General features: G+C 57.5%; 25 protein-coding genes. 8 read left to right on the top strand and 17 right to left on the bottom strand.

The features are described 5' to 3' along the window. The first annotated feature begins 40 nt into the window (after positions 1–40). From HMPREF2845_RS05865 to HMPREF2845_RS05880, 4 genes are all read left to right on the top strand, one after another. The gene (locus tag HMPREF2845_RS05865) at positions 41–1273 is read left to right on the top strand and encodes a Wzz/FepE/Etk N-terminal domain-containing protein (protein ID WP_070634150.1); all 1233 of its coding nucleotides are present in this window, start codon (positions 41–43) and stop codon (positions 1271–1273) included. Between the two features lie 201 nt (positions 1274–1474). Continuing rightward, on the top strand, positions 1475–1957 hold the full coding sequence (gene pssD, locus HMPREF2845_RS05870; protein ID WP_049327955.1) for a PssD/Cps14F family polysaccharide biosynthesis glycosyltransferase: 483 nt from the start codon (positions 1475–1477) through the stop codon (positions 1955–1957). Positions 1958–2233: 276 nt separating this feature from the next. Beyond that, entirely contained in the window at positions 2234–2944 is a 711-nt protein-coding gene (locus HMPREF2845_RS05875) for a glycosyltransferase (RefSeq protein ID WP_070634151.1), read from the top strand. 251 nt (positions 2945–3195) lie between these two features. After that, positions 3196–3693, top strand: a complete 498-nt coding sequence (locus tag HMPREF2845_RS05880) for a DUF2505 domain-containing protein (protein ID WP_070634152.1) — start codon at positions 3196–3198, stop codon at positions 3691–3693. 168 nt (positions 3694–3861) lie between these two features. Here HMPREF2845_RS05880 and HMPREF2845_RS05885 read toward each other — a convergent pair whose 3' ends face one another. The 7 genes from HMPREF2845_RS05885 to rfbB form a co-directional block, all read right to left on the bottom strand. Then, a complete protein-coding gene (locus tag HMPREF2845_RS05885; RefSeq protein WP_005508886.1) occupies positions 3862–4359 on the bottom strand; it encodes an FAD synthase family protein in 498 nt (165 codons plus the stop codon). A 529-nt stretch (positions 4360–4888) separates the two neighbouring features. Next, positions 4889–5359, bottom strand: coding sequence for a Fe-S cluster assembly sulfur transfer protein SufU (sufU, locus tag HMPREF2845_RS05890; protein ID WP_049355035.1), 471 nt, complete (start codon positions 5357–5359; stop codon positions 4889–4891). A gap of 66 nt (positions 5360–5425) precedes the next feature. Then, positions 5426–6724 (bottom strand): aminotransferase class V-fold PLP-dependent enzyme, encoded by a 1299-nt coding sequence (locus HMPREF2845_RS05895; RefSeq protein ID WP_070634153.1) that lies wholly within the window; start codon positions 6722–6724, stop codon positions 5426–5428. Between the two features lie 188 nt (positions 6725–6912). After that, positions 6913–7500 carry an aminoacyl-tRNA hydrolase gene (gene pth / locus HMPREF2845_RS05900; RefSeq protein ID WP_070634154.1) on the bottom strand — a complete coding sequence of 196 codons (588 nt, stop codon included), beginning with the start codon at positions 7498–7500 and terminating at the stop codon, positions 6913–6915. 146 nt (positions 7501–7646) lie between these two features. Beyond that, complete coding sequence (locus HMPREF2845_RS05905; protein ID WP_012904012.1) at positions 7647–8306, bottom strand: 50S ribosomal protein L25/general stress protein Ctc; 660 nt, start codon at positions 8304–8306, stop codon at positions 7647–7649. A 244-nt stretch (positions 8307–8550) separates the two neighbouring features. Further along, positions 8551–9975 carry a dTDP-4-dehydrorhamnose reductase gene (rfbD, locus tag HMPREF2845_RS05910; RefSeq protein ID WP_070634155.1) on the bottom strand — a complete coding sequence of 475 codons (1425 nt, stop codon included), beginning with the start codon at positions 9973–9975 and terminating at the stop codon, positions 8551–8553. Next, a complete protein-coding gene (gene rfbB / locus HMPREF2845_RS05915) occupies positions 9975–10973 on the bottom strand; it encodes a dTDP-glucose 4,6-dehydratase (protein ID WP_044142793.1) in 999 nt (332 codons plus the stop codon). Before rfbB ends, rfbD begins: the two co-directional genes overlap by 1 nt. A 74-nt stretch (positions 10974–11047) precedes the next feature. Between rfbB and rfbA the strand changes: the two genes are divergently transcribed. The 4 genes from rfbA to HMPREF2845_RS05935 all read left to right on the top strand — a co-directional run bounded on the left by rfbA (position 11048) and on the right by HMPREF2845_RS05935 (position 14751). Next, positions 11048–11908 carry a glucose-1-phosphate thymidylyltransferase RfbA gene (gene rfbA / locus HMPREF2845_RS05920; RefSeq protein ID WP_049346725.1) on the top strand — a complete coding sequence of 287 codons (861 nt, stop codon included), beginning with the start codon at positions 11048–11050 and terminating at the stop codon, positions 11906–11908. 96 nt (positions 11909–12004) lie between these two features. Further along, on the top strand, positions 12005–13477 hold the full coding sequence (locus tag HMPREF2845_RS05925) for a tyrosine-protein kinase domain-containing protein (protein WP_049346727.1): 1473 nt from the start codon (positions 12005–12007) through the stop codon (positions 13475–13477). 111 nt (positions 13478–13588) lie between these two features. Next, positions 13589–14446: a nucleotidyltransferase family protein gene (locus HMPREF2845_RS05930; RefSeq protein ID WP_049346869.1), complete on the top strand. Its 858-nt coding sequence runs from the start codon at positions 13589–13591 to the stop codon at positions 14444–14446. Further along, complete coding sequence (locus HMPREF2845_RS05935) at positions 14443–14751, top strand: PqqD family protein (RefSeq protein WP_049346731.1); 309 nt, start codon at positions 14443–14445, stop codon at positions 14749–14751. Before HMPREF2845_RS05930 ends, HMPREF2845_RS05935 begins: the two co-directional genes overlap by 4 nt. 88 nt (positions 14752–14839) lie before the next feature. Here HMPREF2845_RS05935 and HMPREF2845_RS05940 read toward each other — a convergent pair whose 3' ends face one another. The 10 genes from HMPREF2845_RS05940 to HMPREF2845_RS05985 all read right to left on the bottom strand — a co-directional run bounded on the left by HMPREF2845_RS05940 (position 14840) and on the right by HMPREF2845_RS05985 (position 26907). After that, entirely contained in the window at positions 14840–16087 is a 1248-nt protein-coding gene (locus HMPREF2845_RS05940; protein WP_070634156.1) for a glycosyltransferase, read from the bottom strand. A 12-nt stretch (positions 16088–16099) separates the two neighbouring features. Beyond that, complete coding sequence (locus HMPREF2845_RS05945) at positions 16100–17047, bottom strand: glycosyltransferase family 2 protein (RefSeq protein WP_049352040.1); 948 nt, start codon at positions 17045–17047, stop codon at positions 16100–16102. A 65-nt stretch (positions 17048–17112) separates the two neighbouring features. Further along, a complete protein-coding gene (locus HMPREF2845_RS05950) occupies positions 17113–18153 on the bottom strand; it encodes a glycosyltransferase family 4 protein (RefSeq protein WP_049346739.1) in 1041 nt (346 codons plus the stop codon). Positions 18154–18155: 2 nt separating this feature from the next. Beyond that, positions 18156–19550 (bottom strand): O-antigen ligase family protein, encoded by a 1395-nt coding sequence (locus HMPREF2845_RS05955; protein ID WP_070634157.1) that lies wholly within the window; start codon positions 19548–19550, stop codon positions 18156–18158. Further along, on the bottom strand, positions 19547–20662 hold the full coding sequence (locus HMPREF2845_RS05960) for a glycosyltransferase (protein ID WP_049355029.1): 1116 nt from the start codon (positions 20660–20662) through the stop codon (positions 19547–19549). The genes HMPREF2845_RS05955 and HMPREF2845_RS05960 overlap by 4 nt, the downstream gene beginning before the upstream one ends. After that, complete coding sequence (locus tag HMPREF2845_RS05965; RefSeq protein ID WP_049355028.1) at positions 20659–21744, bottom strand: acyltransferase family protein; 1086 nt, start codon at positions 21742–21744, stop codon at positions 20659–20661. Before HMPREF2845_RS05965 ends, HMPREF2845_RS05960 begins: the two co-directional genes overlap by 4 nt. Positions 21745–21755: 11 nt before the next feature. Beyond that, the gene (locus tag HMPREF2845_RS05970) at positions 21756–23999 is read right to left on the bottom strand and encodes an N-acetylneuraminate synthase family protein (protein WP_049355027.1); all 2244 of its coding nucleotides are present in this window, start codon (positions 23997–23999) and stop codon (positions 21756–21758) included. Between the two features lie 90 nt (positions 24000–24089). Further along, the gene (locus HMPREF2845_RS05975) at positions 24090–24818 is read right to left on the bottom strand and encodes an acylneuraminate cytidylyltransferase family protein (protein WP_070600619.1); all 729 of its coding nucleotides are present in this window, start codon (positions 24816–24818) and stop codon (positions 24090–24092) included. Beyond that, positions 24818–25918: an RNA-binding protein gene (locus HMPREF2845_RS05980; protein ID WP_070634158.1), complete on the bottom strand. Its 1101-nt coding sequence runs from the start codon at positions 25916–25918 to the stop codon at positions 24818–24820. Before HMPREF2845_RS05980 ends, HMPREF2845_RS05975 begins: the two co-directional genes overlap by 1 nt. Further along, the gene (locus HMPREF2845_RS05985; protein WP_070634159.1) at positions 25909–26907 is read right to left on the bottom strand and encodes a CgeB family protein; all 999 of its coding nucleotides are present in this window, start codon (positions 26905–26907) and stop codon (positions 25909–25911) included. Before HMPREF2845_RS05985 ends, HMPREF2845_RS05980 begins: the two co-directional genes overlap by 10 nt. Positions 26908–26997: the final 90 nt, after the last annotated feature.

Below are 26997 nucleotides of genomic sequence, written 5' to 3' on the forward strand. Positions count from 1 at the left end.
CGATATTTAGTGTCCGTTTCTCTTCCTCTAGGATGTCCTCATGGATAACACCTCTCATTCCTCCTCGGTTACCCTTGGCAGCCAGGTACGTCGCATTTTCCGACACCCTCTGCTAATTCTGCTGTCAGTCGTGGTTTTCGCTGTGGCGGGTGCCGTCTACGGCTACATGACCAATAGCAAGTACACTTCTAAGGCTTCGCTGGTTGTTTACCCGCTGGTGGTTGATCCCGCCGGTACCGGTAGCGCTAACTCCGCGAAGGTGGATATTGCGACCGAGTCTCGCGTTGCTTCCTCTCGTGAGGTTGCGCAGAACGCGGCAAAGGCTCTGATTGCTAATGGCGATACCCTCTCTGAGGCTCAGCTGACCAGCCGCCTCATGAGCTCCGTCAAGGTGACTGGCACCTCTCAGACTGCGGTTCTGGATATTGAGGTAACCCGCCCCAACGGCACGGAGGCTGCACGTTATGCTAACGCTATGGCGAACGCATACCTGCAGGTTCGTTCCGAGTCTCTGAAGAGCAGCGTTGATTCTGCTCTGCACCAGATTGATGAGCAGATTTCTGCTCTCGAGGGTGATAACAACCGTGCGGCTCTGCTCTCTCAGTTGCAGGAGCGTCGCGCCCAGATTCAGCTGACTTCCACCACCGGTGGCCGTGTGATGAGCGAGGCTCAGGTTCCTTCTTCTTCCTCGGCTCTTGGCCCGGTGAAGATGGCTATTGTTGGTGCTGTTGCCGGTCTGCTGATTGGTGCTGTGCTGGCTTACGGTCGTGACCGCACCATGCGTCACGTTGGTTACGCTGACCGTCTGGAAGATGCTGGCATCCCGGTTCACGAGCTGGGTTCCTCTTCGGAGGCGAATGACGCGTTCATGCTGCTGCGCACCATGGGTGCTCCCGACGGCGATGTGAAGAGCGCTGGCGCTTCCGGCATTGTCATTCTGCCCGGTACTGACCGCGGCGTTGAGCACCTGTACCAGATGCTGCAGCGTGTTCTGCCCACCGAGTACGCACGTTTCACCGATTACGCTTCGGTCCGTGACGCTCTGACCCGCCACACTCCCGAGTCGCTGGTTGAGAAGAGCGAGACTCCTCTGGTGATTAGACTGAGCACCGCTACTCCCCTATCGACCCAGCTGCGTTTCGTTCAGGCTGGCGGCGTGGCTCTGGTTCCGGTGGCTGCAGCTACTTCTCTGCAGCAGGTTCGTGAGCTTTTCGCTCAGCTGGATCAGCTTGAGGGCGTGAACGCTCTGGCTGTTTTCCTGGACCGCGAGTAATTGCGGGTAATCGGGTTTCTGTTGATGGATGCCTCGCTTCTGTGCGGGTTAGTCCTTCGTCCTTGAGCGTGGGGTGAGGTAACGCCTGTTGAGGCGGATCTGTTGCGGCAGGTCTGTTGATACAGGTGTTGCCGGACCCGGCAGCTCACCCTTATCTTCTCTTCTTATTTTTCTCTTGTATTGGGGCTTTAGGAGAACACTATGACTGAGGCAACTTCCTCTCAGGCACCGAAGAAGAAGCTTCTGCTGGTTTCTAGCAGTGGCGGACACTTGAAGCATCTGACGGCTACTTCTGCTGCGTGGCAGGATTATGACCGTGTGTGGGTTAGCTTTAAGCAGCCCGATGTTGAATCTTCTCTTGCTGATGAGAAGACCTATTGGGCGTATTACCCGACCACTCGAAATATTAAGAACGCTATTCGTAATTTGTTCTTGGCATTTCGTATTTTCCCGAAGGAACGCCCGGATGCGGTTGTTTCTGCGGGTGCGGGTGTTGCTGTTCCTTTCTTTGTTGCGGCTAAACTTTTTGGCGTAAAGACTCTTTATATTGAGTGTTTTGACCGCCCGACTCTGCCGACGATGACCGGCAAGATGCTGTACACCTTTGCTGATCGAATTATTGTTCAGAGTGAGGAGCAGCAGGAGAATTTCCCTGATTCTCGTGTGATTCATCCCATTTTCTAAGAGTGATGAATTTATCCTGGAAATGGCGTCCCCGCGTGTGCTGGGGGCGTTATTTTCAGGGTATAGTATTTATTAAACATACAGATACGCATAAGTCGTGCGCTCCACTGTGGACTCACCATCCAAGCGAACTAACCACTCGCCAGAGAAGCGTATGCGGAGATTACTCACCATTTTCTCCGGCACGACGCCGCCGCGTATACCCATGATGCCCTCCGGATTTTTGCGTCAGGTATACGGGGTTACTACCGATAAATACATAGAGAGGAATAGGCGATGTCTATTCAGAACTTCCCCCACGTCAGTGTTGATACTTCCAAGTTCGACCTGCCCGTATTTACCCCTGCCGTCGCGCCCGTTCGTATTCCTACCAAGACTTACGATTTGGTGGTGTCCCTCGGCACCGACGTTCACACTTTTGATCGTCTTCTGCGCTGGGTTGAGGCTTACCTTGAGGCTCACCCCGAGGTCACCTGCCTCGTGCAGCACGGCCACACTGCGCCTATTAAGCACGCAGACAACCTTAAGCTTCTTCCCGCATCCGAACTGCTGGACTACTACGCAACCGCACGCGTAGTGCTGGTTCAGGGCGGCCCCGGTTCCATCCAGGATGCACGCCGCACCGGCGCTCTGCCCCTGGCTGTTCCGCGCCGCGCAGAGTTCGATGAGGTTGTTGACAACCACCAGGTCCCCTTCACCACTCTGATGGAGAAGCGCGGCCACGCTGTTGTCGTTGAGAGCCGTGAAGACCTCTTCGCTAAGCTCGATCTTGCTCTGGCGAACCCCTCCCTGTTCCGTACCGCTGAGCCGTACGTCTCCACTCCGGAGATTTCCGCAGCTCAGCTGGGCGAGGAACTGCAGGATCTGCTCGCTGGCAAGACCCACCGCAAGGATTCCTTCTGGGGTCGTCTGAAGCAGGCTGCTCGCGCGCACCGTGCGGGTAAGGCTGAGATGGCTCGCATCGACGCGATGGCTCCCAGCGCCTAAGGTTTTCTTATCTTTCTAAGCTCAGCATCCCCATGATGCGGTGTGGGAGGCGCCCTACCGGATGCTTCCCACATTTTTAGACCGGCATGCGAATCCTCCAACCACCCTGTGAGAGGCTGCGAACGTTTTCCCTTGTTCACGGCATATTCTCAGGTGGATTCGCGTCGTTACATTGGTTGCGAAACCCCGCGCACCGTATCCTTAGTAAGGGATAATGCGCGGGGTTTTCGCGCACTACGAAAGGAACAATTATGGCAGTTCAGGAATCGACCGTTATCAACGCAAGCGTTGAGCAGGTTATCGAGGCGTTCTCCAGCGAGGACTTCGCACGCTTCGTCTGCTCCGAGGTTGGCGTCGAGTTCGGTAGCTTCTCCGTTTCCGGTGACACCTCCGCTGAGTTCACCGCAACCACCGAGCGTACCGTGCCCGCTGATCGCGTGCCGGACATCGCTCGTAAGTTCGTTGGTAGCGGCGTCTCCATGACCCAGGTGGACACCGTGAGCGCACCGGCAGCTGATGGTGCACGCACCGTCTCCACCGAGGTGAAGGTTAACGGCGTTCCCGTGTCCGCTCAGGCTACCCAGCACCTGATTCCCGAGGGTGACAAGACCCGCCTGGACGTCAACGGTGAGGTTTCCTGCTCCATCCCGCTGGTGGGCAAGAAGATTGCTGCCGCTGCTGAGCCGCAGGTTGGCCGTGTGCTGAAGGTTCTGGGCACCTCCGCTGAGAAGTGGCTGGCACAGCGCTAAGGCTTATTAGACGCTCGCCTTTGAGGTGTAGCTGATATACGGCTAGATACGCCAATATACAGAGGATCCCCGTCGTAAGTAATTACGGCGGGGATCCTCTGTTCTTTATGGGTCTCTACGAGCTCTAGCGCCCTAATAAGGACTTATGCACGTTAGGATGTGACAGCGTTAGGAAGCGACAATCGCCTCGGAGTACTCGCGCTCGCCGAGCAGCTCGGCGAAGCGGCGCATCTCTACGCGCAGGTCGTGCTCTGCTTCGAGCAGGTCAACGACCTTGCGGAGCTTGGTGCTGGAGGTGTGTTCGGTGTAGGGGAAGTAGTGTACTTCCACGCCGACCTCTGCGAAGCGTGCTTCGAGGGCGTTGCCCTTGTCTGTGCCCTTCCAGTCGTCGCCCTTGAAGAAGACGTTGAAGGGCTTCTGCTTCCAGGTTTCGAGTTTGTCGGGGGTGGTTTCGACGTGCACTTCGTCCACGTAGTCGATGTGGCTGACGATAGCGGCACGCTCTTCGATGGGGATGACGGGACGGCGGCCCTTGGTCACTTCCAGGACGTCATCGTGCACAACGCCTGCAATGAGGTAGTCGCAGTTTTCCTTGGCCTTGCGGAGAATCTCGAGGTGGCCGTAGTGGAAAAGGTCGTAGGCGCCTGCGGCGTAGCCAATAATCATGGGGCTTCCTTGTGGTTGGTAGCGGCGATGGGTATTCCGGTGTGGTTGAGGTACCGGAGGGTGAGAAACATATCCGCAGTCTGGGGTGAGAGCCTAAGAATAAGTGAAGAATGTGCAATATTGAGAAAATATTTTCTTATTATTGCCCTATTTCTTCTCGCCGTCGCCTCAGAGTATGCGGGTCCGAAAAGAGTTTCTCGAGGGTGCTGGTTGGGCGCCCTTCGTCCTTTTATTTTACCAGTCACCTTTTTAGAGGAAAAAGGGAAAGATATAAATATGAGGCGGATACAGTGTAGTATCCGCCTCATATTTTCTATACGTCGCTTGAAATCAAAGAAAGCTTATATAGATAAACAATTAACCGCTAGATTTTAGCGAAGAGTTTTAGCCAGTATTTTCTGCAGGCTTTGACCGCACATGCTTACGTTCTCGTGCAATATTTTAGGTTGAGTAGCCATTCGGTATTTTCGATTGGCGTTCAAATACTAGCTACTCCCCCGCCGTTTCCGCCTACATTCTCAGCGAAGAGTTAGTTCTTGGCTGCTGCTTCCTTGGTAGCTTCTTCAACAGCAACCCACGAGAGCATTGCGCACTTCACGCGCGCCATGAACTTCGAAACGCCAGAGAATGCCGCCATGTCGCCGTACTCCTCTTCGTCCAGAGTCACCTTGCCACGCGAGCGTAGCATCTCACGGAACGCATCCACGTGGCTCTGCAGCTCGGAGATAGTCATACCGGGAGCCATCTCAGAAAGCACAGAAGCGGCAGCCATCGAAATGGAGCAACCGTCGCCTTCCCAAGAGATTGACTCGATGGTCTTCTCGCCATCCTTCAGCTCGTCAGAGAGCACCACGCGCAGGTTGATTTCGTCACCGCAGGTGGGGTTGTACTGGTGGTTATCGGCGCTTGCGTGACCGGCGGGTACCTCTACGAGGTGCTCGCCGCTACGCTGCTTGGAATGCTCCAGAATAATTTCCTGGTACAGGGATTCAAGAGACACGGTGTTCTTCTTCCGTCAGTTGGTCTGTCTGAAAAATTTGGGGCGCTAGCGTCTAACGCATCTGCTTTAGAGGCCGAAGTAGGGGCGTACTTCGGCGAGTGCCTTCAGGAAAGCATCCACATCTTCGGTGGTGTTGTAGATGTAGGTGGAGGCGCGGGTCGAGGCAGTCACGCCGGCGCAGCGGTGTAGCGGCTGGGCGCAGTGGTGACCCACGCGCACGGCGATGCCCTGAGTGTCGAGTAGCTGACCCACATCGTGCGGGTGTACACCCTCGATGGCGAGGGCGACCAGGCCGGCACGCTTGGTGGGATCGGTGGGGCCAAGCAGTCGCACGCCTTCAATCTTCTGAACGCCCTCAACGAGGCGAGCGCCCAGTTCGTGTTCCCACGCCTCAACGTTCTCCATGCCCAAGTGCTGCAGGTAGCGCACAGCGGCAGCGAAAGCAACCGCCTGCGAGACGCGCTGGGTGCCCGCCTCAAACTTGATGGGGGCGGGCATGTACTCGGCGTCCTGCAGACCCACACGGGTAATCATGGAGCCGCCGGTCAGGAAGGGCGGCAGGGCGTTCAGCAGCTCTGCGCGGCCGTAGAGGGCGCCAATGCCGGTGGGTGCCAGCATCTTGTGGCCGGAGAACGCCGCAAAGTCGACGTCCAGGGCGTGGAAGTCTACGGGCATGTGCGGCACGGACTGGCAGGCGTCCAGTACAACGATTGCGCCGTGCTTACGAGCCATAGCAACCATGCGGGGCACATCAGTAATTGCGCCAGTCACGTTCGAGACGTGGGTGAACGCCACGATGCGGGTCTTCTCGTTGATGATGCTCTCGGCTGCCTCGTAGTCGAGCTGACCGTCCTCGGTGGAGGGGATGTGGCGCAGGGTTGCGCCGGTTCGCTGAGCAAGAATCTGCCAGGGAATGAGGTTCGCGTGGTGCTCAATCTCGGTGGTGACAATTTCGTCGCCAGGGCCCAGCGCGAAACGCTCAGCAGCCGGACCGCCGATACCCTGAGAGGCGTTGCCAATGGAGTAGGCGACCAGGTTCAGCGCCTCGGTTGCATTAGAGGTCCACACGAGCTCTTCATCAGTGGCGCCAACGAAGTTCGCAACGGTGATGCGCGCATCCTCGAACAGGTCGGTTGCCTCAACCGCGAGGGTGTGTGCGCCACGGTGTACAGCAGAGTTAGCGTGCAGGTAGAAGTTACGTTCAGCGTCGAGCACCTGAAGCGGTTTCTGACTGGTTGCCCCCGAATCCAGGTAGACCAAGGGGTGCCCGTTGACCTCAGTGTTGAGGATCGGGAAATCCTGGCGAAGCTGGCATACGATCTCGTCGCTCAGCGGGGTGTTGGCGGGGGTGGAGTATTCAGCCACGGGTACCTTCTTCTCTCGCTCATACGCTCCACGGGTCGGGTATTTTCCCGTCGTGGAGCGTATAACGTCATTCTTTTCTAGCTTATTCCCTCACCGGGCTCTTGCATAGTTAGGTAGAGCCTAGTTCACGTATCGGCCCGCATCATGCGTTACCCCAGCTCAGTGTTTACCCGGCACAGGTCATAGGGCTAGGAGCCTGCTCCGTGGTAGCGCTGCTGGGTTGCCAGCAGGCCTTCCTTCACGAGCATCATGGTTGCATCCGCTGCGTTTGAGATGAGGAAGGGCAGGTCCTTCGCTTCGGTGCTACTGAAGGGCTTGAGCACGAAGTCTGCGGTGTCCATGCGTCCGGGAGGACGACCGATGCCGGTGCGCACACGGTAGTAGTCTTTGGTGCCCAGTGCCTTGGTGATATCGCGCAGACCGTTATGGCCGCCTTCTCCCCCACCGATCTTGAGCTTAATGGTGTCGAAGGGGATATCCAGTTCATCGTGCACCGCGATGATACGGTCGGGGTTAATATCGTAGAACTGGGCTAGAGCCGATACCGGGCCGCCCGAGGTGTTCATATAGGTCAGGGGCTTGGCCAGCACTACCTTGGGTCCGCCTATACCCAAACGTCCTTCCAGCACCTGGGCGCGCGCGCGTCCGTGCTCCTTGAAGCCACCGCCTACTTCACGCGCCAGTTCATCAACCACCATCTGGCCGATGTTATGGCGGGTTTTCTCGTACTCCGGGCCCGGGTTCCCCAGACCAACAATGAGCCACGCATCAGACATATCTTCGCCCTTTCCACGGCGCTGTAAAAGGTTTTTAGAAAATTCATGGACTACACCATTCTATGAGTATGGCCCGCTACCACCTCAGAAGAGAGGTAGCGGCGGGCCATCCACAAATCATTGTTGCGCTAGGCGCAGGGCGCGGTCTAGTGCTTTGAGTTATCTGAGTCGTGAGCTTCGCCAGCCTGATCTGATTCCTCGGAAGCTTCAACGATGTCACCCTCGGGTGCGTTTTCGCCTTCTTCACCGGGCTCGGGAACGTCGAGTTCCTCGGGCTCAGAAACGTTAACGATCAGCAGTTCAGCGTCTGCAACCAGGGTTACGCCTGAGGGCAGTTCAACGTCTGATGCCAGAACGTGAGCGCCAGCTTCGCGGCCTTCGATGCTCACGGTCAAAGCTTCGGGTGCCTTCAGTGCGTCAGCTTCAACCAGAAGAACGGTTTCTTCCTGGTTAGCAACGGCGCCAACAGCAGGCTCGCCTTCAACGTGTACAGGAACCTCAATCTCAACGCGCTCGCCGCGCTTAACGGTCAGCAGGTCGATGTGCTGCAGTTCAGGGCGGATTGCGTGACGCTGGATGTCCTTGATCATTGCGAGGTGTGATTCACCTTCGATGTCGAGGTCGAGGATAGCGTTGGGGACGCGGGCAGCCAGGGTGGTTGCGTGGCCGGGGAGTACTACGTGCTTGGGCTCTTCGCCGTGGCCGTAGATGACGGCGGGGATGTCGCCTGCCATGCGGATGCGGCGCGCGTAGCCCTTGCCGAAGTCGCTACGTACGGTAGCTGAAATTTTGATGGTATCTGACATGAGTTGTCCACCCTTTCTTGGTTAGAAGTTATGCGCCAAGTGGAATAGGGACTGGCGCCAGAAATCTCTTTCCAACCAGCCACCGTCAGTTACGGACCTACACGTTTCGTGTATTCCACCGCCTTGGCCAAGACAATATTGTACAGGTTCCCGGCTCTTCTTCAAGGGCCGGGAACCTGTGATATGGCGCTTTTCACGCCTTTTATGCTGTTGTCAGCAGATATAGAGCCAATTCCTTAGAGGATTAGGAGCCCATTTCTGCCAAGTAGGCGGCAAGCGCCTCGCGGTGATCACGCGGGGTGAAGCCTGCAGCAATCAGCTTGGACAGGTCCATTGCCGAGTTCGTCGGACGGTGAGCGAAAAGCTCAACGTTGGCGAAGTAGGCCTCGGTGGTGGTGTCGCTGACGCGTGCCGGGTCGTGGCCGGTACCCTCGTACACCGCGCGGGCGAACTGGGCCCAGTTGATGACCTCGCCGGTGTTCGACACGTTGTAGGTGCCGTATTCCGCGCCCGAGAAGAGCAGGTGCAGAGCAGCAGCTGCCAAATCCTGGGTGAAGGTCGGGCGACCCCACTGGTCGGCGACCACGGACGGGTCGATGCCGCGCTCTGCCAGGGAGGCCATGGTGCCCACGAAGTTCTTACCGGCACCGACAACCCAGCTGGTGCGCAGGGTGTAGTGCTTACGCCACGCGGCGGCGGCAACCTCACCGGCTGCCTTGGACGCGCCGTAAACACTCAGCGGTGCCAGGGGGTAATCCTCCGGGTACTCCTCGCCCAGGGGCAGGGAGCCATCGAAGACGTAGTCGGTGGACACGTGCACCAGCGGCAGGTTGGCTTCCTCGCAGATGGAGGCGAGCGCGCTCACGCCCAGGGCGTTGGCTGCCCAGGCTTCGCGACGACCCTCGGGGGTCTCAGCCTGATCCACTGCGGTGTAGGCCGCGGCGTTGATGACCGCGCGGAAGGAGCGCCAGCGGAAGGCATCGCGCCACTGCTCGGGCTTGCCCAGGTCGAGGCGGTCGCGATCCACAGCCAGGAAGGGTACGTTCTGCTCGGTGAGCTGGCGAACCAGCTCGGTGCCGAGCTGACCGCCCGCGCCAATGATCAGGATAGGGTCGGCTTCCAGGGGCTTGATCTCGTTCAGACGCGGGTGGTTACGGTCCTTCTCGGAGAGCTCTGCCTTCGCCAGGTCGATGGGCCAGTCGATTGCGACGGTCTCATCGGCAAGGTTCAGGAAGCTGTAGCCGGATACTGCGTCCGCCGACCAGTGGTCGTTCACCAGGTAGGTGTAGGCGGTGTTCTCTTCCAGGGTCTGGAAGGAGTTACCCACGCCGCGGGGCACGAAAATTGCGGTGTCCGGACCCAGCTCAACGGTGACGACCTTGCCGAAGGACTCGCCAGCGCGCAGGTCAACCCACGCACCGAAGATACGACCGGTCGCAACAGAAACGTACTTATCCCACGGCTCGGCGTGGATACCGCGGGTGGTACCTACCGAAGCGTTGAACGAAATATTGTTCTGCACAGGGTTGAAGTCGGGCAGACCGGCGGCGACCATCTTCTCGCGCTGCCAGTTTTCCTTGAACCAGCCGCGGTTATCGCCGTGAACCGGCAGGTCAATGATGAGCAGGCCGGGAATCTCGGTTTCAGTAACCTTCAATTCCTTGGTCATTACTGGCCAGCCTTTGCGTACTTCGCCTCAACCTCAGCCTTCAGGGGCTCCCACCAGCCGCGGTTGTCGGTGTACCACTTAATGGTGTCGGCAAGACCGGACTCGAAGTCGGTGAACTTCGGCTCCCAGCCGAGCTCTGCACGCAGGCGGCTACCGTCGATTGCGTAACGCAGGTCGTGACCGGGGCGGTCAACCACGTGCTCGAAGTCGTTCTCGTCCTTGCCCATCAGGCGCAGGATGGTGCGCAGAACGGTGATGTTGTTCTCTTCGCCGTCTGCACCGATGAGGTAGGTTTCACCAATCTTGCCCTGCTCCAGGATGCGCAGCACAGCAGAAGAGTGATCGGATGCGTGAATCCAGTCACGAACGTTCAGGCCCTCGCCGTAGAGCTTCGGGGTCAGACCCGAGAGAATGTTAGTGATCTGGCGGGGGATGAACTTCTCAATGTGCTGGTAGGGGCCGTAGTTGTTGGAGCAGTTAGAGATAGTGGCCTCAATACCGAAGGAGCGGACCCATGCGCGCACGAGCAGGTCGGAACCTGCCTTGGTGGAGGAGTAAGGGGAAGAGGGGTTGTAGGGGGTGGTTTCGGTGAACTTTGCCGGATCGTCCAGCTCGAGGTCGCCGAAGACCTCGTCAGTGGAGATGTGGTGGTAGCGAGTGCCGTGCTTACGGACTGCTTCCAGGAGGCTGAAAGTACCGATGAGGTTAGTGTGGATGAACGGTTCGGGGTTGGACAGAGAGTTGTCGTTGTGCGATTCCGCAGCGTAGTGGACAACAGCGTCTGCCTTGCCGACCAGTTCGTCAGCCAACTCGCGGTCGGCAATGTCGCCTACGACAAGCTTGAAGCGGGATTCAGGAAGACCCTCCAAAGACGCAGCATTTGCGGCGTAGGTCATCTTATCCAGCACAGTAATAGTGTGATCAGTGTTATCGATGAGGTGGTGAACAAAGTTCGAACCAATAAAACCGGCACCGCCGGTAACAAGAATGTGAGCCATACGGTATATTTTACCCACTTAAATAGCGATTTTTATGCCTCAACAACGAGATAAACATGACACAATAAGAAGTTATGAAGGGAATTATTCTTGCCGGCGGCACCGGAAGCCGTTTGCACCCTATCACTCAGGGTATTAGCAAGCAGCTCACTCCGGTCTATGACAAGCCGATGATTTACTACCCGCTGTCCACTCTCATGCTGGCGGGTATCCGCGATGTTTTGATTATTACCACTCCTGCCGATCAGGAGCAGTTCCAGCGACTGCTCGGTGACGGTTCCCGTTTCGGTATTAATCTCGAATACAAGGTGCAGCCTTCCCCTGATGGCCTGGCACAGGCATTTATCCTGGGCGCCGATTTTATTGGTAATGACCCCGTAGCACTCGTGCTCGGTGACAATATCTTCTACGGCCCCGGTCTGGGTACTCAGCTTGCCACCTACGAGCAGAAGGACGGCGCAACCGTCTTCGCTTACCGGGTTGCTGATCCTCGCGCCTACGGCGTGGTGGAGTTCGACGAGAACTTCAACGCACTGTCCATTGAGGAGAAGCCCGAGAACCCCAAGAGCGACTACGCTATTCCGGGTCTGTACTTCTACGACTCGAAGGTTGTAGAGTATGCACGTCAGATTAAGCCTTCTCCGCGCGGTGAGCTGGAAATCACTGACCTTAACCGCGTCTACCTGGAACAGGGTAAACTGAAGGTTGAGGTTCTGCCTCGCGGTACCGCGTGGCTCGATACCGGAACCTTTGATTCACTCGCTGATGCCACTAACTTCATCCGCACTGTTCAGAGCCGTCAGGGTCTGTCAGTTGGTTGCCCGGAGGAAATTGCGTGGCGCCATGGTTGGCTCTCCGATGAGCAGTTGCGCGACATCGCTACCCCGCTTGTTAAGAGCGGTTACGGTAGCTACCTGCTCGGATTGCTCCGCTAATAAACACCAGGGGATTTTCGTATCCCTTCACCGCCTGCAACAACACTCCACGTTGCAGGTACACTAACTCAAACTTTCTGGAGTATTCTCACTACCATGACCATTTTGGAATTTTTCCGCACCACGAGGGCTAACCTCTGGCTGCTGATTATTGGCATCGTTGTCGGTGCCGCAGCGGGCTTCGGCTATGCATCACTGCAGCCGAAGGTCTACGCCGCGTCCTCCTCGGGCTACGTGACCGTGGGCGAATCCGGTACGGTGGATGTTCTCTCTGGCTCTACAGCCGCTAAGGAGCGCGCTCGCTCCTATGCAGCTATCGTCTCCTCTGAGGCCGTGGCACAGAAGATTAAGCAGAACAACCCCGAATTATCGATGACCACCGGTCAAATTCGCGGTAGCCTCACCGCAACTGCAGGTGAAAACGCTGCACTGATTACCGTGAGCGCTAAGGCTTCTTCCCCGAAGAATGCACAGTTGCTTGCTAACGGTGCATTGCAGGCTACTGCCGACTACATCAAGGAAATTGAGCAGAACCCCGGTAACGCTCAGGCTCTGGTGAACGGCGAAAACACCGGCGCAACCCCGACCGGTGGCAACACCGTTCGCGTGATTCCGCTGAATAACGCGAGCGTGAACCCGCCGCTGGTAGCTCCGAACTACCAGCAGAACGTGCTCATCGGTGCTGGCACCGGTTTGGTTCTGGTCTACGCGGCAATCTTCCTGCGCCGTGCACTGGATCAGCGCATCCGTACCCGTGACGACGCTACCAAGGCAACCGGCGCAAGCGTCCTCGGTGTTCTGCCCGTCAGTGACGACCTGAACGAAGACAACATCGTTAAGGGCGACACCGACGACCACATCGCTCAGGAATCCATTCGTCAGTTGCGCACCAACCTGCGCTTCGTGAACGTTGACACTCCCCCGCGTTCGTTCATCGTCACCTCCGCGGTGCCCGGTGAAGGTAAGTCGACCGTGTCGCTGTCGCTGGCTCGCGCAATGGCTGATGCGGGTTCACCCGTCATCCTCATTGACGCCGACCTCCGCCGCCCGACTGTGGCTAAGAAGCTGAAGCTGGACGCTAAGGTTGGCCTGACCCAGGTTCTGGCTGGCCAGGTTGAGATTGCTAACGCTGTGCACCAGCTTGGTGAGTCGAACCTCTTCGTCCTGCCTGCAGGCCGTATCCCCCCGAACCCCTCCGAACTTCTGGGCTCGGATAAGATGCGCCAGCTGATTAACGAACTCTCCGAAGAGTTCATCGTGGTCGTCGACGTTCCGCCGCTGCTGCCCGTGACCGACGCTTCGTTGCTCTCCCACTCCGTGGATGGCGTGATTCTCGTTGGTTCTATCGGCCGAAGCCACCGTGAACAGATGACTGAAGCTTCCAACATCCTGAAGAAGGTCAACGCTAACCTCCTCGGTATGGTTCTGAACCGTGCTCCCCGTAAGGGTCTGGGTAACTCCTACTACGGCTTCGGTTACGCAAGTGCCTACGTTGGCTATGCAACCTACTACGGTTACGGCAAGGAAGGCGACAAGAAGTCGTCAAAGAAGTCCTCGACCAAGAAGTAATAACGTAATAAGCGCCCTAAAACATAGGGAGCGACTTAGGGCGGGATGGGCAGTTTTTCTGCCCGTCCCGCCTTATACTTATCTGGTATACATGTGCACCGAAAGGCTATTGTGACCACTCACTCACCCAATACGCCGGAGCCGCAGACCACTCCTCTTGCGGCACGGATTCGGCTTGCGCACGCCTACTTCCAGCGAATTGCCGACATGCACTCCATCGATATTATGCATGTCAAAGGCTACGCTTTCTCCCAGGAAATTTACCGCAAGGGCAGGTACAGCTCCGACGCTGATCTGCTTGTCCGTCCCTCTCACGTGGACCGCTTTGTAGAGATCCTTCTGGCAGATGGATGGCGTATCCAAGCCCACTTCGAAACAGGCTCCGTGTTCGAACACGCGATGACGCTCTACCACGCTTCATGGGGTCTGACCGACATTCATCGTTTCTTCCCCGGTCTGGGACGCCACGGCGACTACGAGAAGGCTTTTGACCGCGTCTGGGCGGCGCGCAAGACTCGCATGATCGCGCACCGTCCCTGCGTCGTCCCCAGCGATTTGGATGCGCGTCTTCTCGTGGTGCTTCACCGCGCCCGCGCGGCATCGCGTTACAGCGCAGATATTAACTATCTGGTCTCTCTGCTCTCCTACAGCGATTGGCAGCGCCTGCGCGCCCGTGCGGAGGAGCTTGACTCATCCCTGGCGTATAGCGCGGCTATGGGCGGCTTGGAGCAGTACCGTGACGACCGCGACTACCTGCTGTGGCTGTCTGTCTCTCAGGACGTCCCCCACTATATTCAGTGGGTTGGGCGCCTGCAGGCGGCGACCACCCTGCACGATAAGCTACGCACCCTCAAAAATATTTTCTTCGTGAATAAGGACCACTTGGCGATGCAGCTGGGACGTACCCCCACCAAGGCTGAAATTCGTGCCAAGTTCTTTGAACGTTTCGGAATCAAGGTGAAAAAATGAGCAACCCGGTAGATTCCCGCCAGACCGTCTACGGTATCCCCGAGAACATCGCGTACGTTCATTCTGAAGAGTTCGCTAAGTACTCCCCCACAGCAACGTATCTTGCAAATCTTGCCAATGGTGAGCTGTCTGTTCTTCAGGATTCTGCCTCCATTATTTGGAGTATCTTTGAGGACCCAATGTCTCTACAGGAAGCTATCGATTTGCTCTGCGAAATGTATGAACAGCCCGTAGAGACCATGGGACCGCAGATCGAGGGGTTTATCCCCGAGCTGCTAGCCAAGGGGCTCCTAGAAGCCCGCTAGGCCTCCCAGAAGACACAAAGAAGGCGGGGCGGTAGAAACTTTATAGTTTCTACCGCCCCGCCTTCTTCTATGAGCAGCCTAGCTCTTTTTAGTCTTCGGGCAGAGCCTGCACGTACGTCTTTAGACGGCTAATGAAACGAGCCTCCGAGAAACCGTCAACGTGCTCGCGGATATAGTCAGCGTCCCAGTCAGTCGGGTTGAAAGCCTTGAGAGCTTCCACCAGCTGCTCCACGGTCGGCTGGTTGATGAACATACCGGTCTTGCCCTCCTGAATGGTATCTAGGAAGCCGCCCGCACGATAGGCAATCACGGCCTTGCCGCTAGCACCCGCTTCCAGCGGGGTAATACCGAAGTCCTCATAAGAGATAGCCAGCAGTGCCAGGCAGTGACGGTACGCGTAACGAAGCTGCGCGTCCGAAACACCCGAAGCAATACGAACAGTCGGGCCCGCAAGCGCTTCCAGGCGTTCCTTCTCCGGACCGCGGCCAATCACCAGCAACTTCTTACCCAACTCATTGCAGGCTTCAACAGCCTTATCAACATTCTTGTAGGGCAGCAGGCGAGAAACAATCAGGAAATAATCGTCCGATTCAGTGAACTCTTCCAGGCCCGGGATAGGTTCAACCGGTGCGGTGGTGTCTACCGAGTGCGGCGGGAAGAAAATCGGAACGTCCTTCTTACCGTAGACATTCTCAATACGCTTCTTAATGACGCTCGCATTCGCCACATACACAGCCGAGCGGTGAGCAGCCCAGTGATCCCACAGCATCAGTGCAGGACGCAAGGTCTTCAGCAACAGCGGCACGGGACCGGTGCTCTTCTCGCCCAGGTACTGATCGCTCAAGTACAGCCATCGCGCCGGCGAATGGCAGTATATGAACTTGCGGCCGGCGAAGTTGAAGCCGTGCGCCCAACCGGTCGTCGATACCACAGCGCGCTCAGCCGGTACCTTCAGGAAAGAAGAAGCAATCGGCAGAATTGGCAGAGCCATGCGGTGGTTACAACGTAGGTAACCAATCTTGTTCAGCGGGCTGGTGATGATTTTCGCATCTTTGAACTCCGGGAAGGTGCCCTCCGGGTCGTACAAAGTCGTGTAAATCGGTGCGTCAGGGAATGCACGATGCATTGCCAGCACAACACGCTCCGCACCGCCACGCTGAGTCAGGTAGTCGTGGGCAATTGCTATCTCTTCAGTAGCCTCAGGCTTGACCAGCGGCACGTAACGGCGCGCCAGATGGGCAAGCTTCTTGAGGCTCTTCGGGATATCCGCGAGCACCGCGTCAGGGTTCTTCGGCCCGGTAAACGGAGCGGAGGTCAAGAGCTGAGTGAGTGACATTTTCTTTTCCTCCTAAAAGACTTTCTGAGCACGCTCAGGGTAGTGAATACCGGCGTAAGATGCAGCCTCAACCTGCAGTGCCACAAGCTTCTCAGCGGCCTTAGCGGGCAGCTTCAGCAGAATCTTATCGCTCGCATCGCCCAGAGCCTTAATGGTCTTCTCGGTGGTGAAACGAGCGAGGGTCTTGACCAGCAAACCCCACGGACCCGTCGGGTTCGGGGCGGGGTGTGCTTCTTCACCATGCTTACGCACGAAGATAGTGCGGGCAGAACCCGAGTGCAGGGCACGCAGGGCACGCACAGCAGTGGTGGTAGCCTCGGCGTAGTGCTTGACCTCAACCTCATCAGAGATGATGATGCGGCCACCAGCGTCATGAACCATTTTGCCCATGTCTACGTCTTCCCAGCCGTAGAGACGGTACGCGGGGTCGTAGCCTCCAGTACGCTCAAAATACTCCGCAGAGATAGAAGAGTTGCCGTTCCAGTACAGCCAACGGCCTTCTTCAGCTACGCTGAGGGCGCCCTCTTTGAATCGAGCATCGCGGAAGTTACCGTACACACGAGAGTAGGGAGTGTCCGGGTACACGTTCTTCAAGGTACCAATCACACCGTCGTAATCACGGTGCAGGCGGATCTGCGCCTCGACGTAGTCGGATGCCGGCTCAAGATCATCATCGCAACGGATGAGGACATCCGCATCAGCCGCACGGTGGCCAGCGTTCAGCGCAGCCACGCGGCCACGGTTCTCCTCGAAAACGATCTTGGTCAGGTTCAGCTTGCCTTCGGCAATGTAGCGGTCAAGCACAGCTTCACTGTTATCGATATCGCCGTCGAGGACCACGATAACTTGGAAGTCCTTCTCGGTCTGGGCGGCAAGCGCATCCAGCGGGTAGTGCAGAATATCTGCACCACCGCGAGACGGAATGATAACCGCGGCCTTGTAACGGTGGGTAGTCGTCATAATTTTCCTTCAGGGTTTGAGTGAGAGGATATCCGTTGGGAATGGCTTATACGTTTAGAAGCACCTTAGCGGATAAAACGCTCCAGAATCTCACCAACACGGACCTTACCTGCTTCAGGCGAGTAGTTTTCCTGCCATCGCCAGAACAGCTCGGAGGTTCGCTCCGCCAGGGCATCCGTATCTTCTCGAAGCTCAGTACCCAGGCTCTTAATGGCCTGTGCAAGAGCTACCGGCTGATCAGCAGGCACAACGTACGGGTACGACGCGCCGCCCAGCACCTCCGACAGAGCACCAGCATCACTGACAACCACAGGGACGCGTGCGCTCATCGCTTCAGCGACCACCAAGCCAAAAGACTCGGGGGCAATCGACGGTACAACGAGCATGTCGATGTCACCGAAAAGACGGTCCGGGGTAGTCCAGCCCAAACGCGTGCTGAACGTAGCAACACGGGCTAGTGCATCCTCAACCTCAGCACGTTCTTCATCAGATGCAAAGACAGGCTCGCCACCAATCACCAGGTCGTATTCAATACCGTTAGAGTTCAAGGAGCTCATCGCCTGGCACAGGGTTGCAATACCCTTGGACGGGGTCAAACGTCCCAGGTACCCGACGCGGAGGCGGCGCTCCCCCACACGGTGATCCAGCTCGGTGGACACGCCACTGACCCAGTTCGCAAACAGCTCGCTACCGGGGCAGGCACGTGCCACATAACGGCTCGGAACCAGGGTGACCGATGCCTTATGGCGGGCAAAGGGTACGAGCTTCGCGTTCACGCCGGTAGGAAGCTGGTGCAGGTGCACGATGCGGTTCTTACGACCGCCCGTTGCCGCTGCGGGAACCAGACCGTTACACCACAGCAGAACGTCCTTATGGCGGGCATGCCAGCTACGCAGAGCCACCATGTACTGCGCGCGGTTCTTAGCCGGCAAGACTATACGGGGGAATCCCTCATCCGCAGCGGCTTCTACAAGCTGCTTCGGCTCGGAAGGACCCACGATAGTGACCTTGTAGCCAAGGCTACGGGCTGCGCGGGCAATATTCAGGAGCATGACCTCGCCGCCACCCATGTCACCGTTATTGGTGGCGATGTAGAGTTCTTTCATCGTTATACTTTCCTCGCCTGCTGACGGATAGAACTGACGTCAAACGATTTAGAAGTAGTCAACTTCTTAGGCGTTTCTTGATGGGTTACAGAGGCAGGAGCTTCATTCTCGATGAGCTCGCCGTTCTGCAGCGCAGGTTTTTCATCGCTACTCTGCACCTTCTGCATAGCACCTGGTTCCTGCTGTCCGCTATCTGAAGCATCCAGATCCTTATCCGGGTTCAGGTACAGCAATGCAAGACCCACCACGATAGCCCACGGCACAGTCAGAATCACCTCTCCAAGACGCTGAGAGGTAATAATGATAATCACCATTGCGGCTTCGGCAATAACAATGCGCTGAGTACGCTGCTGCTTCCAGATGAATGCGGCAGAAATCATCAAGGATACAACCACAATCATATAGACCCATCCGGCCTCCTGGACCAGCGTCATATATGAGTTGTGGAAGTAAAAGTATCGGTCTTGTAGCGGAACCTGTGCAGTACCCAAACCGCCGCCGTACCACGGAACCACATCAATCATGCGGTACATTCCTTCGTCAATTCGCTGACGCAATAGGTCACTACCGAGGCGATCCGAGAAAGCACCAGCACGAGCAAAGTTATCTTCCAGGTAGTTCACGCCTAGATAGAACAGATACGCCAGAACAGCTTTGCCGAAGAGATTCAGACGGTAGGAGAAGTACAACCACAGGACGGCGAATGCGTACGCCGCCAATGAAGTGCGAGAACCAGTCAGCCACAACATGCCCGCGCTAACAGCAATAGCAGCAATACGGTGGCTTGTCTTTCTGACCATAGCGACAAAGAGGAAACCGAAAAGCGCATAGTACAGACCCGATTGGTTCTTATCATTGAGCCAACCGGTCAACGTACCACCATAGTTATCAGGTGCGATACCCGCGTAGAAGCCAATGACGTTGATCAAGAGGCCAAAGGCCACACCAAACAGTAGAGAACGGATATCAATCTTCTTCTGCGCAATCTGCAGAGCAAGCAGTACCACAACCGCCATACGCACAGCACGACGAATCGCATATTCAACAGGGAAGCTGTTGAACGTCAAAGTCTCAAATAGTGCCCAGCCAATGGCCAACAGAAGAATCGTAAAGAACAAGCCGTTGTAGGTGTTCTCGATTTTGGCAGGCTTAGTCAAGTTGTATAGTACAAGCACCATCACCACAACAGTTCCAACTGGCATGGCGAAGAACGCTGTTGTAATACCAATAAAAATCAGGCCGAACCCCGCCCAGAAATCGAGCATCGATAGCTTGGACACACTACCAGCAAGGTACTTTGCTTCAGCCTTCGCAGCCTGCCCAAAGCGAGTGGCATTGCTCGATGCGGCACCTGGATACTGGGTTCCAGATGCAGGTTGAGAGTGAGCTACAGTCATTTCTTCTCCAAAATACGAGCGTATATCTCGGCGGTCTGAGCAGCCATCTGCGCGTTTGAGATCCAGGTAAAAGGCACCGATTCCCCCTTCTGCAGTTGCGCGCGCATAGCCTGCAGAACATCCTGAGTCAGAGTTGCACTCTGGCGGTCCACCAGCTCATCGGCGCCCAGAATCTCCGGGTTGCCGCCCACAGCGGTAGCGACCGTCTTCAAGCCGGCTGCCTTAGCATCCAGCAGAGTGTAGGAGCAGTTCTCCCACACCGACAGCTGAACAATCATGTCGCTGCGGCCCATCGCCTCAATCGGGTTAACGAAACCGCTAAAGGTCACCGAATCACCCAGCTTCAGGCGCTGAGCCTGAGCCTGCAACTCGGAAGCCAAATCGCCAGAGCCCGCAATCTCAAGATGAGCCTGCGGGTAATCAGCACGAAGCTGCGCAAAAGCGTCCAGCAGCACGTCAATACCCTTCTCAGGGGACAGGCGAGACAGCGAAAGAATACGCGGACCGCCATCAGCAGGCACACACTGCTGCTCAACAGCCGCGTGCACCTCGGGAATATCCACGCCGTTGTACACCAGCTCCACGCCACGAGCGCCCCACTTGGCACGCATCTGATCAGCGGTAGAACGAGAAACAGCAATCGCCTGATTGGTACCCCACAGACGCACACGGTGTACGGTCTCCATGAGCTTAGAACGCCAAGAGCTACCGTGATACACGGAGTCATTACCGGCGATACCGTGCTCAGTGGTCAGGAGCTTCGGCACACAGGTGCCGCGCTTGATGACGCTACGGATGCGTAGCGCGTTGACTACAGCGGTCGCTACAACGTCCGCATACGCCAGGTGGCTGTGCACGATATCCGGGCGGACCTGCTCAATAGCCTTCTGTAGAGAAGCAAAGGAAGTCTTAAAACCGTAGTCGGGGCCGAAGTCAGCTTTGATGACGGTGACGCCCAGTTCCTCAAGGCGGTTCGTGAGCTTACCCTCGGGTGCGAGAACCACCAGGTTAAAGCCGGGGAGCCCGGCACGTGCCATATCGACAACGTGCCGAGCTACCCCGCCAAAATCGGGAACCGGAACGACCCATAGAGCCGTTGGTGTAGAGGTCATGCCTTAGTCAACTTTCGAGTGAGGAAAGAACGGAAGGATGCAGAAACCTTAGTTTCAATGGAAATATGCACCAGGTAGGCGAAGCAAACCACCAAAACCAATGCAATAATACGTGCCCCCCAGGGACCAGCCACCGGGTAGAACAGATCCACCAGCATATAGCCGACCATAGCGTGGCCCAAGTACAGGGGGTAGGAAATACGTCCCAAGAAATTCAGCGGACCCTTTGCAAGTACCGGAACGTTCTTCAGGTATACAACGATGAAGAACACCAGGCTAATCAGCGCCACACCGATTCCATGAGCAAGATCATGCATCAGCGCTGCGTTGAGGGAAGCCAGAATTGCAAAGTACGGAATGTGCCAGGTGAACTTTCGATCATGACTGTACATGAAGAACATCATGCCCAGACTAAAGAGCGAAGAATGTTCCGCAACCGCAGCCCACACAATCATCTTCGGTGCTCCACCGAGAGAAGCCTCAGGGTGGAAAAGCAGACACAGAGCCGTACCGATAACCGACCAGGTAAGCAGAATCGTAGTCAGCTCCCCACGGTAAATCTTTCCCTTCCTGATAATCAGGTACAGGGCGACCATCACGTAGAACTGCAGTTCAACTGCCAGCGTCCAGTACACCTGATCCACGTTATCCACACGCAGGAAGCGTTGCAACATCGTTGTGTTGATTAGGGTCTGCGGAATCGTAATATGGCGTCCGGGGTTTCCATAGATGAAATACACCAGCGCTGATACAGCCAGCGCAAACCAGTATGTCGGGTAAATACGAGAAAAACGCGAAACCGCGAACTTCAGTGCCGACCCGCTCTTGATAGCGCTGAGCAGGATTACAAAGCCAGAAATAATGAAGAAGAGCTGAACACCCAGCTCGCCCAGAGGAATATCGTAAGGCGAGGGGGCGGTTCGCGGGTAATTTTGAGTAGCCGGAACACCCAGGTGATAAATCACCACGGTAATAGCAGCCAGGCCACGGAACCCGTCTAGCTCCCGGAAACGCCCGGGAGTAATGAAATTCTGATCCAGAATTTCACCCTCCCGAGCTTTTACGGTCTGAGACTTGGCCATAGACGCTAATCCTACAGCCACTTTTCGAGGCGGTCCAGTGCGGTGAAGAAGCCTTCACCGTTGTTGATGTGGCCCTGCCAGATTTCGGGAATGAAGGATGCCTTCGGCGCCAGCTCACGCAGCTGCTTACCCAGGGATGCCCAGTCGACATCGCCTTCGCCAACCTGAACGCCCTCACCGTCAACGCCGGTGCCGTCCACCAGGTGCAGGTGAATGGACAGCGGTGCCAGCTGCTCAACAGCCTCCGACAGCGGAATGTTCAGGAAGTTGCATGCAAGCATGGTGTGGGAGATATCCAGGCAGAGTGCGGTATCGAATGCACGCGAGAACTCTGCGGTGTCCTTCGGATCCAGGAACAGGTTGTGGTACTGCTGACCACCCATCAGCCAGGGGTACGGGGGCAGAGTCTGAGCAGCCAGGCGAACGCCGGATGCGTCCAGACGCTTCAGAGCCTCACCGATACGCTCGTACTTCTCAGCACGTGCAGCAGCGGGGATGTGCTTGTCCTTGGTGAAGCCACCCATGGTCACAACCATGACCGGGTCCTCGTCTACGGTGAAGTAGCGGGTCAGGTCACGGGTGATGTCGATAGTGCGCTGGACCTCAGCGATGGAGCGCTCCCACACCTCAGGATCCTTGGACGCGAGGTCCACCAGGAAGTCACCTGCGAACAGGTCGGGCAGGTGGGTGGTGAAGCCCATGTCCAGCTTGGAGTCAAAGACGTCGTCGATGTTAATCTCGAGGTCCTTGTAGGAGAAGTGGAACTCCAGGAAGTCCGGCTTAGCCTCTTCAATCAGCGGCTTGTAGTCGTGGTAACGAACCGGCAGACCCCAGGGGCGGTCGAACTTGAAGTCGCGGCGGGTCACCAGGTCGTCCTTCAGGTCACCCTCGAAGAAGAACGAGCCTTCTTCAACGTCGCGCTGCATGGTGCGGCCCAGCAGCTGCGGCAGGTAGTTCGGCTGCAGACCGCGGCCGGGGGACTTCACAGCAACATCAGCCTCGGTCACGACCTCGCCCTTAGCGATGTGGCGGGTAGCAACCAGGGACTTTGCCAGGTTCACGCGGTTCATCAGCTCACCGGTGGACACCTCGCGAGGAGCAGCAGAACCAATAGCGGTCTCAACCTCACGGATCTGCTGAACCATTGCCTTGAATTCCTCGGGCAGCAGGGAGACGGTGTGGTCGTTACCCTCGAGGGTCTTGTCGGTGGTGAAGTGCTTCTCGATAATCTTCGCGCCGCGAGCAACAGCAGCAATCGGCACGTGGTAGCCACGCTCGTGGCCGGAGTAGCCGACCAGGCACTGACCGATTTCAGCCAGGCGGTCCATGTACGCAAGGTTGACGTCCTTGAAGGGTGCCGGGTATGCGGACTGGCACTGCAGCAGAGCGTAGGATGCGCCAGCGTTACGCAGCAGGGCAACCGACTCGCGGATTTCCTCTTCGCGGCTCATACCGGTGGAGACCAGCATGGGCAGGCCGCGGGAAGCCACGTCGCGCAGCAGCTCGTGGTTGGTCAGGTCGGCAGAAGCAATCTTCATGCCCTGGATACCGTAGTCAACCAGTGCCTGAACGGAGGGTGCGTCCCAGGGGGTGCACATGATGTCCATGTCGTGCTGCTTGACGTGGTCGAAGACCTCGTACATCTGGTCAACGGTCAGGGAGAAGCGGGACAGCAGGTCCAGGGTGTACTGAACGCCCAGGTCCTCACCTGCGGTTGCTGCGCCGCGCTGGCGGTACAGAGCGTCCATGTCGCGCAGCTGGAACTTCACAGCGTCCGCGCCGGACTCAACAGCCAGGTCCACCAGTTCCTTAGCGAAGTCAACGCTACCCTGGTGGTTGTTACCAATCTCAGCAATGATGAAGGAGGGGGAATCCTCGCTGATGGTGTGCTTACCAATGCGCAGAACGTCCTGCTCGTCCATTGCCAGCGCCACGAGGTGACCGCGCTCGTCGGTCAGCGGAACGTGGTTGATGCCCTTCGCGAAGTATCCGCGCAGGGTCTCGGGGTCAGCGTCAGCCGGTGCGGTCTGCGGGTTGGTGTTCGCAGCGTCCAGGGCGCTAGTCTCCAGGGATGCGGTCGGGTTAGCGATCAGCCAACGACGGAAGTCGCCGTCAGAGAGCGAACCACGCAGAATACCGGACTCGTTCACCAGGAAGATGATGCGCTGGCCGTTAGCAGAAATCTTCTGCAGTGCGTTGAGAATCGGGTCTTCAGCGAAGACCACGTAGGGGGCAATATTGCGTTCAATAATCACGATTTTGACCTTTTCGTTTGAGTGTTTAGTTGAATGCCTGAGTGCCGGTCAAGCCGGGAGCGGCAGACGAGGTACTGCCGCTGGTGAAGGTTACTTGCCTTCGGCCAGGATCTGAGTGAGCTGGTGCTCTGCCACGGAGAAGTCAATCGGTGCATCAATGTCGACGCCCTCGACCTCGTCCAGCATGAACAAGTCAATGGTACCGCCGGGGTAACCCGCAAGGCGGTTGTGGTGGTCCATGTACACGTGAGTCTTGGTGATGTACATCGAGCCGTTCTCGCGGTAGCGGAAGGTTTCCTTGGTCAGTTCCTGGCGGCGCGGGCGATGCATAATCTCGAATGCCGCGGTGGGCTCACCGTCTGCGTGCCAGGTCCAGATGAACGGACCAATCGGAATCACACCGACCATGGAGTCCTTACCGTTCTCAGCGAACTGGCGGACCGCACGAGCCAGGGTGCCGGGCAGACGCACGGGGCTGGTTGCCTGTAGCAGCATGACAGCCTCGGGCTCCCAACCGTTCTCGGTGTAGAACTCGATGGCGTGCTCAATGACCGGCTCGGTTGCGGTGGTATCTTCAGCCAGGTGTGCCGGGCGAATGAACGGCACCTCGGCACCGTACTCGCGGGCGATGTCAGCCAACTCAGCATCGTCGGTGGAGACGACAACACGTAGCTCGTGCTCGCCGGCTACTTCTTCCTTAGCAGCCAGTGCCTGCTCGATGGTCCATGCAACCAGCGGCTTACCCGCGATAGGACGCAGGTTCTTACGCGGAATGCCCTTCGAGCCACCGCGCACGGGAATGACGCAGAGAATACGCATTATGCCTCCAAAGTTTCAATCATTAGTTCAGCGATACGCTGTGCCGGTTCCTTCTTCGGCTGAACCGGTGCCGGGGTCGGTTCCTGGCCCCACTGGTTCATGCCGTAGCGGTCCCAGAACTCCACCAGCCATGCCGGCGGTGCAGGGTGGTATACCCACGCCGGGATTCCGCGGATCGCTGCCTCCAGAACACCGGTAGAGAAGATGGACACCACCGGGTTCGGTACCTCGTTCAGCGGGGTACCGGAGCGGTCAATACGGATACCTTCCTTCTCCCACAGCTTGTGGGTCAGCACCGACAGCTTGTCCTTCTCGCTCGGGTGCGGGCGGTAGGTTCCACCAAACTTCTTCAAGAAAGAGTGGGAAGCGTACGCGAAGGATGCGCGCGGCAGTTCCGCACCGTGCATCTGTCCCAGGAAAATCGGTTCCAGGTCGTTCTGCTTCTGCGCTTCAGCACCGGCAGCTTTCTGTGCCGCCAGGTAGAGTAGCTGCGAACCCACCGCGTGGGTGGTCACATCGCGGCGACCCGATGCCCAGAACTGGGCGTCCGCTTCGCTGAAAGCCAGCAGGGTGCATCCAACCGGTAGCGGCGGTGCCTGAGGCACCAGCAGGCCGTGCTGAACAACCCAGTACTCAGCGCCGATCGCGCGAGAGTACTCGTAGGCGGCCGCGCCGCGGGCCAGGTAGTGGCCGAGGGAAAGGACCACGCGCACACCGGGCAGGAGCCCCTGCAGCTGGTCGCCCGTCACTTCCTGCTCGGTCCAGGCATCACGGCCGTAACGCTCGGTGGCGTACTGGCCGTTGAGGTACTCCGAGGCGTCCTCGGGGACCCACAGGGCCACGCCCACGTTCTCGAGGTACTTGAGCGGCTCCAGCAGGGAGTTACGGCTCGTCGGGGAGAAAGAATCGAGCACGATGAGCACGCGGGGTACAGCGCCGCGGGTGTAGAGAACACCGCCAACAGGTGCTTCCTGTTCAGCCGCGCCCCCGCGCAGACGTCCGATAAGGCTGCGGGCCTCGCCCTTAGCCCAACGCAGGGTATTCTGGCGCTTCTGCCAGGCGGCCCATGCATCAATGTCGAGGGGATAGGTTAGGCCCATAGCTGCTCCAAAATCTTGACGCGCTGATCAAAGGTGTGCTCGGCCAGAGTACGCTTCTGACCGGCTTCACGAATCTTTCGCGCCCACTTCGGGTCACGGAAAATGCGGGTACAAATCTCGATGAGCTCATCGATGCTCTCGTACACCAAAACCTCTTCACCCGGAATGTAGTAGCGGTCCACGTCGGGGCGGTCAATCACCTGCAGGGCGCCAACGCCGGGCGCCTCGAAGGTACGCATGGTGAAGCCATCCTGGTTATTGTGGATGTTCAGCGTTGCCGGGGAGGACGCCATAATGCCGTACGCCTCGGAGCGGTCGATGTCGCGGCCGGCGGGAACACCGGAGTCCTTGAACTGCTTGGTGCGCAGAATATCGTAGGGGTGACGCGACCAGGCACGGCCGTACGCGCGAACCGGCAGACCGGCGGCGACGAGGGCCTGCAGGGTCTCCTCGCGGTTGGGGTACTTGGCGCCCACGAAGTTGATGGAGTCCTCACGCACGGGAATAACCGGGCAGTGGGTGTCATAGGCGTTGGGCATGTCGAGCACCTCGAAGCCCTGCTCGCGCAGGTGCTGCGCGTCCAGCGGGCTGTAGCTTGCCAGCGAACCCAGGTGGTGCAGGTCCTCTTCGGTGTAGCTCATGCGGCGCATCTCGTCGTAGAGCCAGGTGCCGTAGCGAACGCCGGAGGTTTCCAGCAGGTCCCACCATTCGCGGGAGAGCATGTCGCCCTTAATGACCAGCACAATATCGGGGCGGAACTCGTTGAAAGCGTCAATAGCCTTTCGAGTTGCCTGAGCCGCGAAGCTTTCGGGGCGGTACTTCTCGGGCAGCTCGTGGGCAAGCTTGTTGAGGATACGCTCGGGCAGAGTACCCGGCGCATCGTAGATGTGGGTGCGCACTTCGTATCCGTGCACTTCCAGAGATGCCTGAATTGCCTTCCAGTACCCGTGGAATGCGGGCGAGAGCAGTAGAAGTTTGGGCTGAGTCATATGAGGATTGAATCCTGTCGGCGTTTGCTATACGAACCCGCAGGGTAAAACCGTGCGGTGCTATGTGTTGGAGTGAAGAGGAACGGAAAG

The organism is Rothia sp. HMSC065B04 (genome assembly GCF_001812285.1).
GTDB classification, from domain to species: Bacteria; Actinomycetota; Actinomycetes; order Actinomycetales; family Micrococcaceae; genus Rothia; species Rothia mucilaginosa.

Bases quoted from the DNA above. Each gene is read 5' to 3' on its own strand.
- HMPREF2845_RS05865 (WP_070634150.1), top strand. From the start codon at position 41: ATGGATAACACCTCTCATTCCTCCTCGGTTACCCTTGGCAGCCAGGTA.
- pssD (WP_049327955.1), top strand. From the start codon at position 1,475: ATGACTGAGGCAACTTCCTCTCAGGCACCGAAGAAGAAGCTTCTGCTG.
- HMPREF2845_RS05875 (WP_070634151.1), top strand. From the start codon at position 2,234: ATGTCTATTCAGAACTTCCCCCACGTCAGTGTTGATACTTCCAAGTTC.
- HMPREF2845_RS05880 (WP_070634152.1), top strand. From the start codon at position 3,196: ATGGCAGTTCAGGAATCGACCGTTATCAACGCAAGCGTTGAGCAGGTT.
- HMPREF2845_RS05885 (WP_005508886.1), bottom strand. From the start codon at position 4,359: ATGATTATTGGCTACGCCGCAGGCGCCTACGACCTTTTCCACTACGGC.
- pth (WP_070634154.1), bottom strand. From the start codon at position 7,500: ATGTCTGATGCGTGGCTCATTGTTGGTCTGGGGAACCCGGGCCCGGAG.
- HMPREF2845_RS05905 (WP_012904012.1), bottom strand. From the start codon at position 8,306: ATGTCAGATACCATCAAAATTTCAGCTACCGTACGTAGCGACTTCGGC.
- rfbD (WP_070634155.1), bottom strand. From the start codon at position 9,975: ATGACCAAGGAATTGAAGGTTACTGAAACCGAGATTCCCGGCCTGCTC.
- rfbB (WP_044142793.1), bottom strand. From the start codon at position 10,973: ATGGCTCACATTCTTGTTACCGGCGGTGCCGGTTTTATTGGTTCGAAC.
- rfbA (WP_049346725.1), top strand. From the start codon at position 11,048: ATGAAGGGAATTATTCTTGCCGGCGGCACCGGAAGCCGTTTGCACCCT.
- HMPREF2845_RS05925 (WP_049346727.1), top strand. From the start codon at position 12,005: ATGACCATTTTGGAATTTTTCCGCACCACGAGGGCTAACCTCTGGCTG.
- HMPREF2845_RS05935 (WP_049346731.1), top strand. From the start codon at position 14,443: ATGAGCAACCCGGTAGATTCCCGCCAGACCGTCTACGGTATCCCCGAG.
- HMPREF2845_RS05940 (WP_070634156.1), bottom strand. From the start codon at position 16,087: ATGTCACTCACTCAGCTCTTGACCTCCGCTCCGTTTACCGGGCCGAAG.
- HMPREF2845_RS05945 (WP_049352040.1), bottom strand. From the start codon at position 17,047: ATGACGACTACCCACCGTTACAAGGCCGCGGTTATCATTCCGTCTCGC.
- HMPREF2845_RS05950 (WP_049346739.1), bottom strand. From the start codon at position 18,153: ATGAAAGAACTCTACATCGCCACCAATAACGGTGACATGGGTGGCGGC.
- HMPREF2845_RS05955 (WP_070634157.1), bottom strand. From the start codon at position 19,550: ATGACTGTAGCTCACTCTCAACCTGCATCTGGAACCCAGTATCCAGGT.
- HMPREF2845_RS05960 (WP_049355029.1), bottom strand. From the start codon at position 20,662: ATGACCTCTACACCAACGGCTCTATGGGTCGTTCCGGTTCCCGATTTT.
- HMPREF2845_RS05965 (WP_049355028.1), bottom strand. From the start codon at position 21,744: ATGGCCAAGTCTCAGACCGTAAAAGCTCGGGAGGGTGAAATTCTGGAT.
- HMPREF2845_RS05975 (WP_070600619.1), bottom strand. From the start codon at position 24,818: ATGCGTATTCTCTGCGTCATTCCCGTGCGCGGTGGCTCGAAGGGCATT.
- HMPREF2845_RS05980 (WP_070634158.1), bottom strand. From the start codon at position 25,918: ATGGGCCTAACCTATCCCCTCGACATTGATGCATGGGCCGCCTGGCAG.
- HMPREF2845_RS05985 (WP_070634159.1), bottom strand. From the start codon at position 26,907: ATGACTCAGCCCAAACTTCTACTGCTCTCGCCCGCATTCCACGGGTAC.